The 16,720-nt window shown below is 70.3% G+C and carries 9 protein-coding genes; 7 read left to right on the top strand and 2 right to left on the bottom strand.

Annotated elements, in window-relative coordinates; all coding sequences use genetic code 11:
• Positions 1-4: 4 nt before the first annotated feature.
• From Scani_RS21515 to Scani_RS21525, 3 genes are all read left to right on the top strand, one after another.
• Positions 5-922 (top strand): TIGR03619 family F420-dependent LLM class oxidoreductase, encoded by a 918-nt coding sequence (locus tag Scani_RS21515; protein ID WP_159478915.1) that lies wholly within the window; start codon positions 5-7, stop codon positions 920-922.
• A gap of 13 nt (positions 923-935) precedes the next feature.
• Entirely contained in the window at positions 936-1,706 is a 771-nt protein-coding gene (locus Scani_RS21520; protein ID WP_159478917.1) for a fumarylacetoacetate hydrolase family protein, read from the top strand.
• 203 nt (positions 1,707-1,909) lie between these two features.
• A complete protein-coding gene (locus Scani_RS21525; RefSeq protein WP_159478919.1) occupies positions 1,910-2,590 on the top strand; it encodes a pyridoxamine 5'-phosphate oxidase family protein in 681 nt (226 codons plus the stop codon).
• 148 nt (positions 2,591-2,738) lie between these two features.
• Here the strand turns inward: Scani_RS21525 and Scani_RS21530 are convergent, their stop codons facing one another.
• Together Scani_RS21530 and Scani_RS21535 are read right to left on the bottom strand one after the other, a co-directional pair.
• Complete coding sequence (locus tag Scani_RS21530; RefSeq protein ID WP_218039232.1) at positions 2,739-3,947, bottom strand: MFS transporter; 1,209 nt, start codon at positions 3,945-3,947, stop codon at positions 2,739-2,741.
• A 377-nt stretch (positions 3,948-4,324) separates the two neighbouring features.
• Positions 4,325-5,209: an SDR family oxidoreductase gene (locus Scani_RS21535; protein WP_159482278.1), complete on the bottom strand. Its 885-nt coding sequence runs from the start codon at positions 5,207-5,209 to the stop codon at positions 4,325-4,327.
• A gap of 467 nt (positions 5,210-5,676) precedes the next feature.
• Here Scani_RS21535 and Scani_RS21540 point away from each other — a divergent pair, with 467 nt between their 5' ends.
• The 4 genes from Scani_RS21540 to Scani_RS21555 all read left to right on the top strand — a co-directional run bounded on the left by Scani_RS21540 (position 5,677) and on the right by Scani_RS21555 (position 16,593).
• Positions 5,677-7,659 carry a P-loop NTPase family protein gene (locus Scani_RS21540; RefSeq protein WP_246296066.1) on the top strand — a complete coding sequence of 661 codons (1,983 nt, stop codon included), beginning with the start codon at positions 5,677-5,679 and terminating at the stop codon, positions 7,657-7,659.
• 37 nt (positions 7,660-7,696) lie between these two features.
• Positions 7,697-9,244, top strand: a complete 1,548-nt coding sequence (locus Scani_RS21545; protein WP_159478923.1) for an ABC transporter substrate-binding protein — start codon at positions 7,697-7,699, stop codon at positions 9,242-9,244.
• Between the two features lie 474 nt (positions 9,245-9,718).
• The gene (locus Scani_RS21550; protein ID WP_159478924.1) at positions 9,719-10,099 is read left to right on the top strand and encodes a hypothetical protein; all 381 of its coding nucleotides are present in this window, start codon (positions 9,719-9,721) and stop codon (positions 10,097-10,099) included.
• A 212-nt stretch (positions 10,100-10,311) separates the two neighbouring features.
• Positions 10,312-16,593, top strand: a complete 6,282-nt coding sequence (locus tag Scani_RS21555; protein WP_246296426.1) for a toxin glutamine deamidase domain-containing protein — start codon at positions 10,312-10,314, stop codon at positions 16,591-16,593.
• Positions 16,594-16,720 lie beyond the last annotated feature (127 nt).

Genomic DNA, 16,720 nt, shown 5'->3' on the forward strand with positions numbered 1-16,720 from the left:
CGCCATGCGTATCGGATTCGCCGCACCGGTGTCCGGCCCCTGGGCCACGCCGGACACCGCCGTACACGTCGCGCGCAGCGCCGAAGACCTCGGGTACGACTCGCTGTGGACCTACCAACGGGTCCTCGGCGCCGCCGACGACTCCTGGGGCGAGGCCAACCGCGGCGTCCACGACCCCCTGGTCACCCTGTCGTTCCTGGCCGCCCACACCACGCGGATCCGCCTCGGGGTCGCCGTCCTGGTCATGCCGCTGCACACCCCCGCCGTGCTGGCGAAGCAGCTCACCACGCTCGACCTGCTCTCCGGCGGGCGACTCGACGTGGGCCTCGGCAACGGCTGGGCGGCCGAGGAGTACGCGGCGGCCGGCGTGACCACGACGGGCCTGGGCCGCCGCGCCGACGATTTCCTCGCCTGCCTGCGGGCCCTGTGGGCCGAGGAGCCCGTGGTGGAACACGACGGCCCCTTCTACCGTGTTCCGCCCTCCCGGTTCGCCCCCGGTCCCGCCCAGTCCCCGCACCCACCGCTCCTGCTGGGCGGCAGCGCGCCCGCCGCGCTGCGCCGCGCCGGTCGCCTCTGCGACGGCTGGATCGCGAGCAGCAAGGCCACCCCCGCCGCCATCCGTGACGCCATCGCCGTCGTACGCGACAGCGCCGAGCAAGCGGGACGCGACCCTGCGACACTCCGTTTCGTCTGCCGTGCTCCGGTGCGGCTCCGCCCACGACCGGCCCCCGACCAGCCGCTGTTCACCGGCACCGCGGACAAGATCCGGGCCGATCTCGCCGGGCTCGCGGACACCGGGCTCACCGAGATCTTCGTGGACCCGAACTTCGACCCCGGGATCGGTTCCCCCGACGCGCCGGCCGACGAGGCGGCGAGCCGAGTCGACCTGCTGCTCCGTGAACTGGCCCCCACGACCTGGTGAGAGGACGAACCCCGTGTTGATCGCACGTGTCGCCGTAGGAGACGACCGGGCATACGCCCGTGTCGACACCGACGCCGGACGGGTCCACCTGCTGTCGGGCACCCCCTTCGACGAGATCCGGCCGACCGGGGAGACCCGGCCGCTGGCCGAGGTCCGCCTGCTCGCTCCGACCGAGCCCAGCAAGGTGCTGGTCGCCGGTCGCAACTACGGTGACGTCGTCACCCCGGACCTGGTCGTCTTCATGAAGCCGTCCACCGCCGTCGTCGGCCCGGGCAGCCCCGTTCTGCTGCCCGCGGAGTCCGAGGAGGTCCGCTACGAGGGAGAACTCGCCGTGGTCATCGGCCGCCGCTGCCGTGACGTGCCCGAAGCCGTCGCGGACCAGGTGGTGTTCGGGTACACCTGCGCCAACGACGTCACCGCCTGGGACGTCGGGGCACCGAACGGCCACTGGACCAGGGCCAAGAGCTTCGACACCTTCTGTCCCCTGGGACCGTGGATCCGCACCGACCTCGACCCCATGGACCTCGCCCTGCGCACGACCGTCAACGGCGTCGTACGCCAGGACGGTTCGACCAAGGAGATGAACAGGGACGTCCGCGCGCTGGTGTCCCGCTGCAGCACCCTGATGACCCTGCTGCCCGGCGACGTGATCCTCACCGGCACGCCGGCAGGCGCAGGCGTCCTGCGCCCGGGCGACGAGGTCACCGTAGAGATCGACGAAATCGGCTCACTCTCCCACCCTGTGGCCAACCATCAGGTGCCCGCACCAGATGCCCCCGCGTGACCGACACACTGTCCGCGGCGGCGGTGCCCGAGGGGGAATTGCGCTTCCTGTAGCTCCACACCACACAAGGGAATCCGTCGACGCGAGCCTCATGGGCAACGATTTACGAAGATCTATGGCGTTCCAGCGATGAAATCAGTACCGTCCCCGTCGTTGGCCCGCCATGGGCACCTGCACGCGGTCCGTCCAGAGAGGAACCATCCATGGACTCCGGTTCTCCCGATCGGCAGCTGCCGGTCACCGAGCGCACGCGTCACCACCGCTTGCGCGAGCAGGGCAGCCTGGACCGTGATCAGCTCGACGCGATCCTCGACGCCGGGTTCCTCTGCCACCTCGGCGTCACCGTCGACGGAAACCTTTTGGTGGTGCCGACCGTCTACGGGTCCGACGGCAGCACCTTGTACTTTCACGGTTCGGTCGCCAGCCGCAGCCTGGTCGCCTCCCCCGCCGCGGCGGTCTGTGTCACCGTCACCCATGTCGACGGCCTCGTCCTGGCCCGCTCGGTCTTCGAGCACGGGGTCAACTACCGCAGCGCCATGATCTTCGGCGTCCCCAGGATCGTCACGGACCCCGAAGAGAAGCTCGCCGGCCTGCGCTGCCTGGCCGAGCACGCGACACCGGGTCAGTGGGATTACGCCCGCCGCCCCAGCCGCAAGGAACTGGCCGCAACGTCTCTGCTCGCCCTCTCCCTCGACGAAGCGTCCGTCAAGATACGCACCGGCGCCCCCGACGACGGCGACAGTGAGGACGCCCAACTGGGCCTGTGGGCAGGTGTCCTGCCGCTGCGAGCCACATGGGGCGACCTGGAACCGGACCCGCTCCTGCCCCCGGCCACCGAGACCCCCGCCCACCTGACGAAGCGAGTCGGCACCGCCGCGAACTGAGCGCCACGGACAGGGCACTCACCAGGCGCGGGGCACCCCCGGCCCAGACGAACCGGCCTCCGTGATGCCGTCCTCCGCGGCGGTCAGGGGCCGTTGAGGCCGGCCTGCTGTGGCCGCCGCCATCGGCGGCATTACCTAGATCCCACGCCTATTTGCCCAGGTCAGACGGGTGTGGCTGGCTGAGGGACCTGAGGTCGGTCTCGTCGACGCAGGCGGTCGACCGAGAGCTGGCCGCGGGATCGTGACGCGGCCTCCCAGGCAGCAGGCGCCCGCCGAGTAGGACCGCGCAGGCCCCCACGGTCAGCAGCCCGCCGACGAGGAAGGTGCCGCGCACGTCGGCGAGCGGCAGGACGAGTCCGCCGAGCGCGGCGCCCGCCGCGATACCGGCGTTGTAGGCACCGGAGTTCGCCGCGAGCGCGATATCGGTGCGTCCTGGTGCGCAATGCAGCATGGTGTTCTGGGTGGTCATGAACACCGGCCCGAGGGCACCGCCCATCAGCGCCAGGAACGCCACCGCTGCCACCGGGTGGGTGCCCGCCGCGTACAGGCCGAGCATGCCCACCGCCTGCGTGGCTGCGGCAGTGGCCGGCGCGGCGTGCGGAAAGCGGTCCAGCAGTGCCCCGGTGATGCTCACCCCTGCCAGACACGCAGCACCGAATGCCACGAGCAGGGCAGTGACCGTGCTCGGGGAGAACCCGCTCACCTCGCCCAGGAACTTCACGATGTAGGTGTATCCCGTGAACGCCCCCGTGGCGGACAAGGTCCCGGCTGCCAGCACGATTCCGAACCGGCGGGCGTCGGGACTTGTTCCGTAGGCGGCCCGCTCTTCGTCCGGACGCGAGGCCGGCAGCAGAACGGCAATCGTCACCAGCGCGATGAGCCCCGGAGCCGCCGGCATGGCGACGGGCACCTGCCAGTCGCTCTGCCGGCCCAGCCAGGTCCCTGCGGGAACGCCGCATACGAGGGCGAGCGAACCGGCGACGGACAGCGCCCCCACCACACGCCCGCGGACCTCGGGCGCGAACAGGCCCACCGCGACCGGCCCCATCACGGCCCAGAACAGTGCCTGGGCGAGCGCGGTCAGCAGCCGCGCCACGAGGAGCAGACCGTAGGAGGTGGCCAGCGCCGCAACCAGACTGGACACGACGAGCGCGGCCAGCAGCCCCGTGAGTACATGACGTCGGGGCACGGCCCGCATGACGTGGGCGAGCGGCAGGGATGCGACGGCAACCATCACGCCGTAACCGGTGACCAAGAGACCGACCGCCGACACGGACACCCGCAGGCTTGCGGAGATGAGCTCCAGGAGGCCGACCGGCAGGTTCTCCGCCGTGTTGAAGGTGAAGGCAGCCAGCATGAGGGCCAGGAGCACCGCCACCCTGTGCCACGGAGCCGGCCGCGGCGTGACCCTACGGGCGCTTCCTGCCCTCGCCCGGTGCGCCTGCTCCGTGGCACCGTCCATGGAAGTACCTCACCGGGTTCACCGGCCCCGCCGCAACCGAATTCATCCGCCGCGTGGGGTGACGCTCAAATGATCAAGCATGGCCTTCGGTCTCGCCCATTCACGCCGATGCGGGCCGCGGCCAGGTCCTGCTGACGTTCCTGGAGGCGATCGGCGAGTGGTCGCGGCCTTGGCCAGAACAGTCAAGGGCGATGCCGGCTGGCCGCGAAGTGGGCCACAAGGTCGGGCAGGTAGGCCGGCGAGCCCGTTGCTCTCGGGTGCGGCGGGTGTCGCTACCGGCGGCGTGCTTCGTCGGCGCGGCCGCCGGCGCCCAGGAGGCCGGTTGCTTCGAAGGGGGTGCGGGCGGCCAGCCGGGGCAGTTCCCGTCGTGAGAGTCGGGTGACGACGGCCGGCAGAGCGGCACGTACCCCTTGTGCGGCACGGAGCCAGCCCGGTACGTAGACGGCGACCGAACGGCGTTCCACTGCGGTGACCAGCCGGGCGGCGACCCACTCGGCGGGGTGGACCTTCCTCGCGGGCGGGGGCATGTGGGCACGGAGTTCACGGAGCACGGGGTGCTGGTCCGCGTCCCTGATCATGTCGGTGTCGGTCCAGTTCAGATAGGCGATCCCGACTCCCACGCCTTCGGGGGCGAGTTCGGCGCGCAGCGAGTGCGCGAACGATTCCACCCCGGCCTTCGAAGCGCAGTACGCGCTCATCAGGGGAGCTGCTCCGATGGAGGCCAGCGAGGCGACCTGCAGGAAGTATCCGTGCGAGGCGAGCAGGTCCGGCAAGAAGGAGCGGGCGGTGATCGAGCTGCCGATCAGATTGACCTCGATCACGCGTCGCCAGGTGTCCGGATCGGACCCGACGAAGGGCCCGCCCTCGGCGATCCCCGCGTTCGCCACGACGATGGACGCCGGCCCCAGGCGGTCGCGGACCTCCTCGGCCACCTGCCTCATGGCCTCGTCGTCGGTGACATCGACGCCCCAGCAGTACGCGTCCGTCGGAAGGGCGGATGCCACTCGGCGGAGAGCCGCCTCCTCCCGCCCCAGCAGGGCCACCCGGGCTCCGCGGCGGGTCAGCTCGCGGGCGGTCTCCTTCCCCAGACCGCGCGCCGCCCCGGTCACCACCGCGGTGCGGCCCTGCAACGGAAGCGGTCGTTCCGGGCAGGTCATCGAGCGCGGTCGTGGTGCATGCAGCGATGCGTGTCGCGGTGTGTGGGGCATCGAGCACTCCTGATGACGAGCGATCGGACAGGCCCGGTCCCCTCGACCGGCAACCGCCGACCGCAGCCCCTTTCACCGTAGGTGCGCCGGGGCACCTACGCGCGCTGGTGGCCCAGGACGGCACGGAGCCCCCAGGCCGGGCCGGCAGTGCCGGGACGACGTGCGTGCCAAGACGGCGTGGAGCCCTGGCCTCCCCAAGGCCATACGGGACGGACCATGCCACCATGCCCGCCCCGCTCCGCCGCCGATCCGCTGGTCGCACCTTGGTTGAACCGGTGGCACGTTGTGCGCACGCGTGCCAACCTTCTGTAATCAGCCGACGACTGCCGTCGCTGACATCACAGTTGCCGACATCAGTCGCTGTCCTGGACAGCCGCTGTCTTCACGGGGGGCCGAGCAGCGTGACGGAACGTCCGTTGGGAATACGGGGGATCGAGGCCCTGTACGAGGAGTGCCGCACGCGCCTGCAGGACGGCAGGGGCGCCGATGCCGGGCACGGGTTACCGACGGTCGTCCTCGTCGGCCCGCGGGGCAGCGGCAAGACCACCACTCTGAACTGGCTCGGCTACCTCGGATCGCGGCGTCCGCACGCGTACTTCGACTTCGGGTCGGCCGCACCCCGCAGGCCCCATGAGGTCGCCGGCCGCCTGGCGTACGGCCTGTCGCACCGCTTTCCCCGGCAGACCCCGCTGGTCTTCCCGCGGCTGACCCTGGGGCTGGCCGTGGTGGCCCCCGAGCTGTCGCTGGACGCGACGGATCCCGAGCGGGCGAAGAAACAGTTGCGCCAGGCGCTGCGCGGGCCCCAGGAGCCCCATGCCGCAGGCGACCGGGTGGCCGCGGTCGCGGGGCTGCTGCAGGACCTCAACCTGGTCCGGATTCCCGGCGTCGGCCTGCTGGCCAGCCTCATCCGGCAGCCGCCCAGCATGCCGCTGCGCGTGACCCGGCACACCGGATTCGCCTGGTACGCTGGCCCGTTGGCCGCCCTCGACGCCCTCGTCGAACTCAATCAGCTCAGCAAGAGCGAGGAGCCGGCGGACCGGGCCACGGTGGACCGGCGGCTGTGCGAGGCGTTCCTCGCCGATCTGCGCGGTGAGTACGCGCGCCGCCAACGCGACCGCAACTGCGTCGTGCTGCTGGACAACATCGACGCTCCCGGCGGCCGCGAGTTCCTGGATCTGCTGATGGAACTCCGGGACGCCGACGGGGAACCGGACCCGCTGCTGGCCGTGGCCGCGGCGTCGAACGTCGGCCGGGTGCCCGCGATGTTCGCGACCGGCCCGGCGGGCGTACGGGTCCGCGCCCCCGAAGAGGCCTGTTACACCGACTGGGAAGCGGCCATCCCGGACCCGCCGCCGAACCGCTCCTGGCGCTGGTACTGCGTCCGGCTGCGCGGCCTGACCGCCGGCGAGACCGCCCAACTCGGCACGAATGTCGCAGCGCGGCTGCCGGAGGCCCCGCTCCTCGCGCACCGGTTGACCGACGGACACCCATGGAGCACCCGGCAACTGCTCACCGCCTCGGCCCGCCTCGTGGGCCGTGAGGATCCGGAGACGCTGTTGCGCGCGGTGCTCTCCAGCACCGCACCGTCCGCGGAAGGCGCCGACGAGGGCCCGCTGCTGGAAGAGGAGGCGCGGCAGTACCTGCTGCGCGATCTGACCGATGACCAGCACCGTGCGCTGGTCGAGTGCTGTGCCGCCCGCGAGTTCGACGCCGCCTGCGACGCCGGGCTCCTCGACCGCTTCCAGCTGCACACCCGCGATTCGCTGGCCCGGGTGGTCGCGACCCGCTTATGGCTGACCGATCCGGTACCCCAGGACGCCGAGGCCCGCGGCGGCCGCGGCTCCGGTTACCTGGAGGGCGTCCATCCGCGGCCGTTGCGCGGCAGCTCCGTCCTGCACCCGTGGCTGCGTCTGCTGCTGTTGCAGGAGTTGGCCGCCCGCCCGGACCGCTGGCTGGCCGTCCACGAACAGTTGCGGAGCTGGCACGCCCACCACGGACATCCGCTGGAAGTGCTGTACCACTCCCTTGCGCTGCACCGGGCGGACGACGTCGTCGAGCATCTCGCCCGCCGTCTGGTCGAACTCTCCGACACGGACATCTGGCTGTACGAGCTCTACACGATCACCGCCGCGCCGCTGCGTGAACCGGTGGTGCCGGAGCAGTCGGCCACGCTGCGTCTGGAGCAGCTGGCCGCCGACCTCGCGCCCCGCTCGTTCGCGGAGCACACGCCCCTGAGCCTGCTGGTGATCGGGCTGTGGCTGGCCTCCGATCCGCGCAACCGTCTGCCCGGCGCGAATCCCGAGCTCAACCGGACCATCAACGCGATGCTCCAGGACCTTGCCATGCGCTCCGTCCCCCGCCGGATCGGGCTCATGCACGAGGCCGCGAAGTACGTGTGAGCGCACTGCAGCACCCTCTCCCCTAGGAGCTGGCACCATGCATCTGCCCCCGCAACCCGCCGACGAACTCCCCCCTTGGTGGAAGGGGTGGCGCGGAGTCGCCACCCTCGTGCTCTCGCTGGCGCTGATAGCCGGCGGAATCTGGTTCTTCCGGCCGGTCGAGAAGGACACCAGCTGCGCGGCGGACCAGCCGGGCCTGTACTGGGACGGCACCGGCCCGCAACGGGAGTGCGTCGGCATCACGGAGGAGAAGGCGTACGCCTTCGACCCGCGCCTCAAAGGGATCACCGACCGGATCGCGCAGGAGAACCGACGGGTCCGCGCCCAGTGGGACCAGCCCGCGTCCGGAAAGAGCCGACTCCCCTACATCAAGGTCGGCGTGCTGATGCCGATGACGGAGAGCGACACCAGTGCGCTGCCCATCGAGGAGATCCGCACCAGCCTGGAGGGCGCCTTCGTCGCGCAGTGCCGGGCGAACGCCTGCCCCGAACTGTCCACCACCAGCGCCACCGGCATCCAGGGCAAGACTCCGCTGATCCAGCTCGTCCTGGCCAACGAGGGGCGCAGCGAGACGCATTGGAAGCCGGTGGTGGAGCAACTGGCCGGTCTGGTCGACGACGAGCACCCCCTGGTCGCGGTCACCGGCATGGGAGTCAGCATCCCGGAGACCCAGGCGGCGGCCACCGAACTCAGCCGACGGAGGATCCCCGCGATCGGTGCGGTCCTGACCGCCACCGACCTCAACGCGCCCCGTCTGTTCAAGGTGTCGCCGTCCAACGTCGACTACGCCAAGGCGCTGCGCCGGTACCTCGAACACTCTCCGCTGGCCGGACACCGCGGATACCTCGTCTTCGACAGCAGGGACGACAATTACGTCAAGACCATGCGCAAGGCGTTCGACGCGGAATTCGGCGACTACATCGGGCGGCGGCGCGCCTCGTTCGTCGGCACGACCGGCCACAAGCCCGCGGGCATCCCCCGGCTCTTCTACAACGCCGTCAACAACATCTGCCTGACCAAGGCGCAAGTGATCTTCTACGCCGGGCGCGACCGCGATCTCGCCGATCTCATCCGTGCCCTGTCCACCCGCAGTCAGTGCGGCCACGACACGCCGATCACGGTGATGACCGGGGCGACCGGGGCGTTTGCGCAGGGACAGCAGGTACGGGCGCTGCTCAAGGACAGCAAGATCACCATACTGGACGTCTCGGCGACCAGCCCCGCTCAGTGGGTCCGCGGCGTCCATGCCCCGTCCGGCTTCAAGCCCTTCCACCAGGCGCTGCGGGATTTGCGGTTCCCCGACTCGGTGATGGACGACGGCTACGCGATCATGCACCACGACGCCGTGCTGACCGCGATCTGGGCGACCCGCAATGTCACCGGCCAGACCGGCAAGGAAGCGCCCGACGTCCAGGACGTGTACAACGAGATCACCAATCTGCACGACGCCAGCACCGTTCCCGCGGCGGGCGGAGAGCTCAGCTTCGACGACGCCTCCCAAGGCTGGCCGCACAACAAGCCGGTTCCGGTGATCCGGCTGCCCGAGCCGCTCAAGGACCCGGGGGCGCCTTACCTGGTGCCGTGACCTGGCCCTTCTTCGGTTTCCTGGGAGTGCGTGGGCGGTTGGTCGGACGGGCGGTTCGCCGGTCGGTCGGGCAGTCGGGTGGGCGGTCGGACGGGCGGGCGGTTGCCTGCCCGGGACGGTCGGTCGGCCGGTCGGTGCGGTTGGCCGGCGGCTTGGTTGGTAGTTCAGTGCGGTAGGCGCCGGTCCTCTTCGCTCTTGCCCGAGGGGGGCCGGCCGAGGCGCGTCGGGGCAGTGCACGTCATCGGCGCGGTGATCCAGGCAACCGGAACCGATTCCTACTCATCACTCATCCTGAAAGGTGGGCCGTTCAACTGGCGGTCGTCCCACCGCTCGGAGCGTCCGGCGCCCGGCTGACACGCACCCGCGAGGGAGCGCCGTCCGTACCCGTGGGCTACTTGAGACGGCGTCAATTTTGATGGTTAAACTTTTGGGTACCGACGTGGCGGCCGCGACGTCCAGTGCGAGGGGAACTCCATGGGAGACGGACTCAAGGCCGACATCGGTTCGTTGCGTACGGGCGGCTCCGACTTCGACCGGATCGGCAAGGACTACCAGTCTCTCGTCAAGACGTTGCAGAGCGGGCTGACCTCCCTCGAAGGCCAGGACACACCGCCTTGGGGGGACGACGACCTGGGGGAGAAGTTCGGCGTCGTCTACGAGGGCCTGCGGGACGGCATGTACGAGTCCATGGGTCACCTCGCGTCGAAACTCCAGGAAATCGGGGGCGGGTTGAACAACATGGCCAAGAACCACGAGGCCGACGAGAACTTCAATGAATCCATGATGAAGCAGCACGTGGCGAACGAGGAAGCGGAAGGCCGGCTGATCGCCCAGATGAAGCGGCCCAGCGTCTAGGGAGCCGTTCGGCCACCCCGCGCACCCGCGCACCCGCCCACCCGATGGGCCCGTCCCCGGTTCGCCTGCCCCCATCCCCCTTCCTGCCGGGTTGACGGGCCCGGTTCTCTTCGCGGTTCGTCCGATGACATGAACCCGATGAACGAGCAGTCCCTGTTCCGCCGTACGTACCCGAACTCCAGTCAGCCGAGGGAACCCCCACCGTGTCGTTGATGCTGCCGGACGCACTTGAGTGGGTCCTTGAAATGCTGGGGTTCAACTGGCCCACGGCGGACGAGGACAAGTTGATGGATTCCGCCCAGAAGTGGCGGGACTTCGCAGCCGGGGTGGAGGACCTCCAGCACCAAGGCGTCAAGGCCGCCGGCAATGTGACGTCGCAGAACTCCGGCGACTCCATCGACGGCTTCCACACCACGTGGGAGAAGTTCGCGGGCGGCTCGGGCTACTTCGCGGACGCCCGCAGTGCGGCCAACGCCATCGCCACCGCGCTGGATGCCGCGGCCGGACTCGTCATCGGGATGAAAGTCGCGGTGATCGCCCAGTTGGCGATCCTCGCCGCGGAAATCATCGCGGCTCAAGCGGCGGCGCCGTTCACCTTCGGCTTGTCAGAAGTGGCGGCGGCGGCAGCGACCGTCGCCACCCGCGCGATCGTCCGCAAAATCATCAAGGAAGTTGCCAAGCAGCTCCTCGACGCGGCCCTGGAGACGGCGAAGGAACCCGCCGTCTCGGCGCTGCAGGCCATGATCTCGGACGTCATCGCGCAGTCCGTGAACATGAGCTTCGATGCGCAGAACGGCTTCGATGCCGGTCGTACGGTCAAGAAGGGCGCCGAGGAGGGCGTCAACGCGCTCAAGAACTCCGGCCAGACGTTCGCCGAGTCGCTGCGTGACGGTGCGGGCGCCAAGGCGGGACACCACGTCCGTAACGGGATGGAGTCGGCGGCCGGACACGGCTCCGGCGCGGATTCCGGCCATGATTCCGCCCCGGACTCGTCCAGCGGCAAGCCCGGCAAGGGTCTCGGTGGCGATGGCGGCGACGGCGGGGCGAGCAACGACGGTTCGAAGAGCGGGAGTTCGGGCGGGGAGACGGCAGCGGGAACGTCCGGTTCGGGGGATTCATCGTCCTCGGGTGGCTCGTCGGCCTCCGGTGATTCGTCAACCTCGGACAACTCGTCCGCCTCGGGTTCCTCGTCGTCCTCGGGCGACTCGTCGACCTCGGGTGCTTCGCATGGCGCTTCGGGCGGTGGCGGTTCGTCCAGTGGCGGCGCTTCGCACAGCGGCGGATCGGGCGGCGGCAATTCCCACACCGGAACCGGTGTCACGGCGAACTCCGCTCCCAGCGACTCGGGTTCACCGGCCGGCGCCCATGGAGCAAGCAATCCCGCCTCCGATGGTGGTCATGCCCCGGGCAACGGCGGTCAGTCCGGACCTGCCCCTTCGGACTCCCCGTCTCCGGACCGGCTGACCCCCTTCGACGCGGGATACCACGAGTCCCAGAACGGCGGCGGCACGTCGCCGGACTCCCCTGCCGACTCCTCGCACTCCTCGCACTCGTCGTCCGCCACGTCGTCGCCGCCCTCGTCCTCGGTATCTCCCGACTCGAGCCCCTCCCCCGACACCGGGTCATCCCGGCCCGACACCTCGCCGTCCGCCGATCCAGGAGCCCGGCCGGACGGGGCTCCCGCCGCCGACTCCAGGCCGGATTCGGCACCGGACTCCAGTGCCGGGCCGGACGCGGCCACGAGGTCGGACTCCGGCGTGGGACCGGACTCCACTGCGGGACCGTCCCCGGACTCGGGCGCCCGTCCCGATGCAGGCAGTACGCCCTCGCCGGAGTCGTCCCATGGCGACGGTCCGCCTGCCTCGGACACGGGATCACGACCAGATCAGGGCTCGTCTCCCGATCCCGTACACACGGACAGGGACAGCTCGCCCACCCCCGACGCGGGGGCGCGGCCGGACAGCGAGCCCTCGCCGACGCCCGCCCACTCTGACGGCACGCCCGGCGACGCTCATGGCACCCCCGACCACACCAACGGCACGCCCAGCCATGCCGACAGCACACCCGGCCACGCCGACGGCGCTGTCTCCGCGCCCGCCCATGACGGCGACACTGCCTCCGAGCCGGTTCAGCACAGCACCCCCGGCCCCGGCCCCGGCCCCGGCGAGTCGGGCCCGGACTCCAGCCACTCGCCGGACCACTCGTCGGAGCACTCGCCGGAACACTCACCGACACCTTCTTCGTCTCCGTCCCCGGATCCGTCCTCCGCGCCGTCGCCCGACTCGGGAAACCGGTCGGAGGCGCACGTCCCCTCCCCCTCGCCCGCACCGGACAACGGCCCCACGGGGTCGGACCCCTCCCACTCGCCGTCGGGGAGCGACAGCGACAACAGCTCCAACGGGAACGGCGGAAGCGGCGGCCGGGTCGGGATGCCGTCGGGCGCCATGCCTCATGCGGCTTCCTCGCACTCCTCGTCGGCTTCCTCGTACGGCTCACCCCAGCAGCACGGCCCCCACCAGACACACGACGACAACGACGTCACCATGCACACGGACAGCGCGACCACCTTCGCGCCGCCGCCCACCAGTGCGCCGAACGCCTCGCAGACCGGGGGCGATCCGTCCCCTTCCCCGTCCTCGTCGACGCCCTCCTCTTCCAGCGCCGCCACACCCGGCGTGGCCATGGGCGGCGGCTCGGTGCCCACCCCGAGCGCCCCCGCCGGAGCGCACGCTTCAGCAGGTGCTCCGCCCGCCTCCGCGCCCCCGCGCTCCACACCGGCCGGCCACGGCACCCCACCCCGGAGCACACCCGCCCGGGACCCCCGCACCGCGCCCTACGGCGATCCGCGCACCACTCCCCCGCGTCAGCGCCCCGGCACTCCTGACCAGGCCTCGCGCCCCCGGCCCACGCCTCCCCGCGCCGACACACCTCGTACCGAGCAGCCGCGCGGCAACGAGTCGTCCCCACACCAGCCGCAGACACCGTCACCGTCACCGTCTCCGTCACCGAACGAGGGACCGGAGAACCACGGTCCCGAGCAGAAGCCCACCACCGGCCCCGACTCCAACGCCACGAAGACCCCTGAGACCGGCAAGCCGGATGCGAGCGAGTCGACACCCGACGCCACGCACCAGAACGACGCCCAGCCCGACGACAACAAGCCGAACGCCCCTCAGCCCGACGACAACAAGAACGACAACGGCAAGAACGACGACGCCGAGCACGATGAAGGCGCCGGCAAGGACGACGACGGCAAGAGCGACAACGCCCCAGCCGACGACTCCCACCCCGATGGCAAGGACTCACCCGAGTCGGATCCGAACACGGACGCCAACCCCGACACGGACTCGGACTCGGACTCGAAGCCAGACACCGAACCCGACGCCGACACGGACTCGGACTCGGACTCGAAGCCAGACACCGAACCCGACGCCGACACGGACTCCCACTCCGATTCGGACTCTGACGCAGAGCCAGGCTCCGACCCCGACGCCGACACCGACGCCGACACCGACACCGACTCGGATTCCGACGCAGATCCCGATGCGCACGACGACCGGCCAGGTCTCGATGACATCCGCGCCGGTATCCAGGAAGCCCCCGGCGGCCTGTTGCCGCCCGACCCCGCGGATCAACAGGCACTCGTCGACGCCATCCCCCGTAACGACGACGGCACCCCCCAGCGCTTCCCCGATCCGTTCGGGGACTGGGCCCAGTTGCAGAACGACGGCGGTACGGGTGTATCCGGCCGGTCCAACAACTGTGCCGACTGCAGCCGTTCGTTCCTCGAGACCTGGTACGGAAACCCGCAGGTCTCGGCGCCCCGTACGCCGGACCTCAATGCGGACGGCACCCCGGACCACTGGTCGCCGGAGACCGACGCCAACGAGAACATCATCGACTGGTCCGGCGCGCCGCACTCCTACGCGGGCACCAGCCCCGACGGTCACGACGCCATCGCCCAGGACCTCCTGAAAGCGGGTCCGGGCTCGTCGGCGATCGTGCAGGTCAACTGGGCCGAGGGCGGAGGCCATGCGTTCAACGCCGTCAACCACGATGGCCGCATCGTGTGGGTGGACACCCAGAGCGGCGAGGTGAGCGAGCAGCCGATCAACACCGACGGCGCCACGGATGTCTTCTACATCCCGCTGGACGCCGACCGGAACCCGCTCCACTCCGCACCGGATCCGGCAGCCGATTCCGGCTCGTCGGATGAGGGCCATGCGACGTCGGACCAGCCCGACACACAGCACACCGACGCGCAGGACTCCCACACGCAGGGTGCCGACACGCAGGACACCGATACACAGCACCCGGACTCGCAGCCCCCCGAAGCACAGTCCCCTGACACGCCGCAGTCCGACTCGTCAGACTCCCACCCGTCGCAGTCCAACCCGACAGAGTCCGACTCACCGAAGTCCGAACCGACGGAGTCCAACCCGCCCCGATCCGACCCGACACAGTCGGACTCTCCGAAGTCCGACCCGGTGGAGCCCGACCCCGCACAGTCCGACTCGCCGAACTCGAACTCGAACTCGCCGCAATCCGACTCGCCGCAATCCGACTCGCCGCAGTCCGACGCCCCCTCACAGACCGACCACACCCCCTCGGACGCGAACGATTCCGCCAATCACCCCGCCGGTGGCAATCCGCAAGAGTCGCCCGGGAACCACGTCGACAACAACGTCAACGCGGGTGACAGCGCACAGTCCACCTCGCTCTCTTCGGGCCCGTCTGCGGACGGCCCGACCGGTGGACAGCCGCGACCGGGTGGTCATGACACCCAGCCCAGTGGAGGCGGCGCATCCCGGAATCCCGGCGACGCACCGCCGCGTGACGCTGATCCCCAGAGCAACGACTCCAATCGGTCGGCCCCCGGGCAGCCCGACACCACTGCCCCCGGCACGCCCGGCGGCCGACCGGACCCGACGCCTGCCGACGGCCGCCCCAAGCAGTCGCCCCCCGAGGGACGTCCGACCCAGTCGCCCCCCGACGGCCGTCCCCAGTCGCCGGCTCCCGACGGGCGCCCGACGCAACCGACTCCCGACGCCCCCAGTGGGAAGCGGAAAGCCAGCAACCCACCGCCCGCGGACAACCAGCCCTCGGGGTCCGGGAACGGCACCAAGAGGCCTCGAACGGATCCGGACCACGAGGGTCTCGCCGCGCTGAACCTGGACGATTCGCCGTCGCCGTCGACGAAGAGCGACGACGACGCGATGGACGTCGACAAGAAGGAGCCCTACTCCGACCCGCACGACCGCGGTGACAGCGACACCTCCGAGCAGGAGCGGAAGGGGGATCGCACCCTCGACGCCGAGGCAGAGGGGGCCAAGGAGTACGGCATTCCGCCGGACAAGCTGCAGAACGAGCTCCGACGGGACCGCGACGTACACCGCGTTCCGCTCGACAACGTCCACAACCACCTGGACAGTTGGGCGAAGGACGGGAATCTGGCGCAGGTTCTGCGGACCTCGACCGGTGACGCCGCTCCCTCTTCCTCCGATGCCGGAAAGGGTCCGCGCGCCTTCACCGAGAGCGATCTGGAGCAGCGGCTGCCCGGATTCAAGAACCTGGAGCGCGGTGAGCGGCTCGCGGTCGTTTCGTCCCTGGCCCGGCTGAGCGTCGGATTCCACGAGCAGCACGGCGTGGGCAAGAATCCGGAGAACGTCGACAAGCCGTACCGCAAGAAGGGCGAGGACGACCCCAAGGCGGAGAGCCGGGACAGTGCGGCCAAGAACGCGGAGGAATCGCTCGGTGTGCGGGGCCACCGGAAGAGCAGCGACAAACTCCTCAACAGCCTCAAGCTCGACCCCATTCCGCCCAGCCTGAAGAACAACAGCCCCGACCTCACGGACCGAAACTACGCCGTGCTGGAGGTCGAGGGCCCGACACCCGGAGGCGAAACGCACTACGTCACCGACTCCTCGGTGCCCGTGGGCGAGAAGTACGTATCGGGGCGGCACTCGGAGAAGCATCTCGCCGACTGGCTGAAGCGGGTCAATCAGGGCGACAACACATATACGCCCAAGGCCGTCTACACGGAGCGTGAGCCCTGCGGAATGGGGCAGGGCCATGCGAAGTGTTCAACGGTGCTGCGGGAGAAGGCGCTCGACGACGCGAAGGTGTACTACAGCACGACCTATCGCACCGACCCGGCCGATGTCGCGGCGAAGAAGAAGCTCGACACGGAGAAGACCGGGGAGAAGAAGAAGGTCGACAAGATGACCTCGGCCGAGGTGCAGCAGAACATCGCCGACCGCATCAACGCACGCTCGGACAAGTCCGCCGAACGGGCCGCCAAGGAAATCGCGGCGGCGCAGAAGCTCGGCGAGGCGGACGCGCGCAAGGAACTCAAGAAGATCATCGAGCGCGAGTACAGCAAGCGGAAGGACGACGCGACGACGGAGGAGAAGCAGGCCATGGTCCGGGAGATGGACCGGCACATCGATCACCTGGACAAGACCTGGCGGAAGATCCAGCCGAGCCTGATGTGACCGGCCGGCCGCCCCGGTCCCCGGTGTCACCGCCCGCCCCGGGGCGGCGACGCCGGGCCCTCTCGGCGGCGCCGGACCCCCGCGGCGGAGACGGGCCCCCGCGACGGCGACACGGGTACCCGAACCA

Origin of the sequence: Streptomyces caniferus (assembly GCF_009811555.1) — a bacterium.
Taxonomy (GTDB): Bacteria; Actinomycetota; Actinomycetes; order Streptomycetales; family Streptomycetaceae; genus Streptomyces; species Streptomyces caniferus.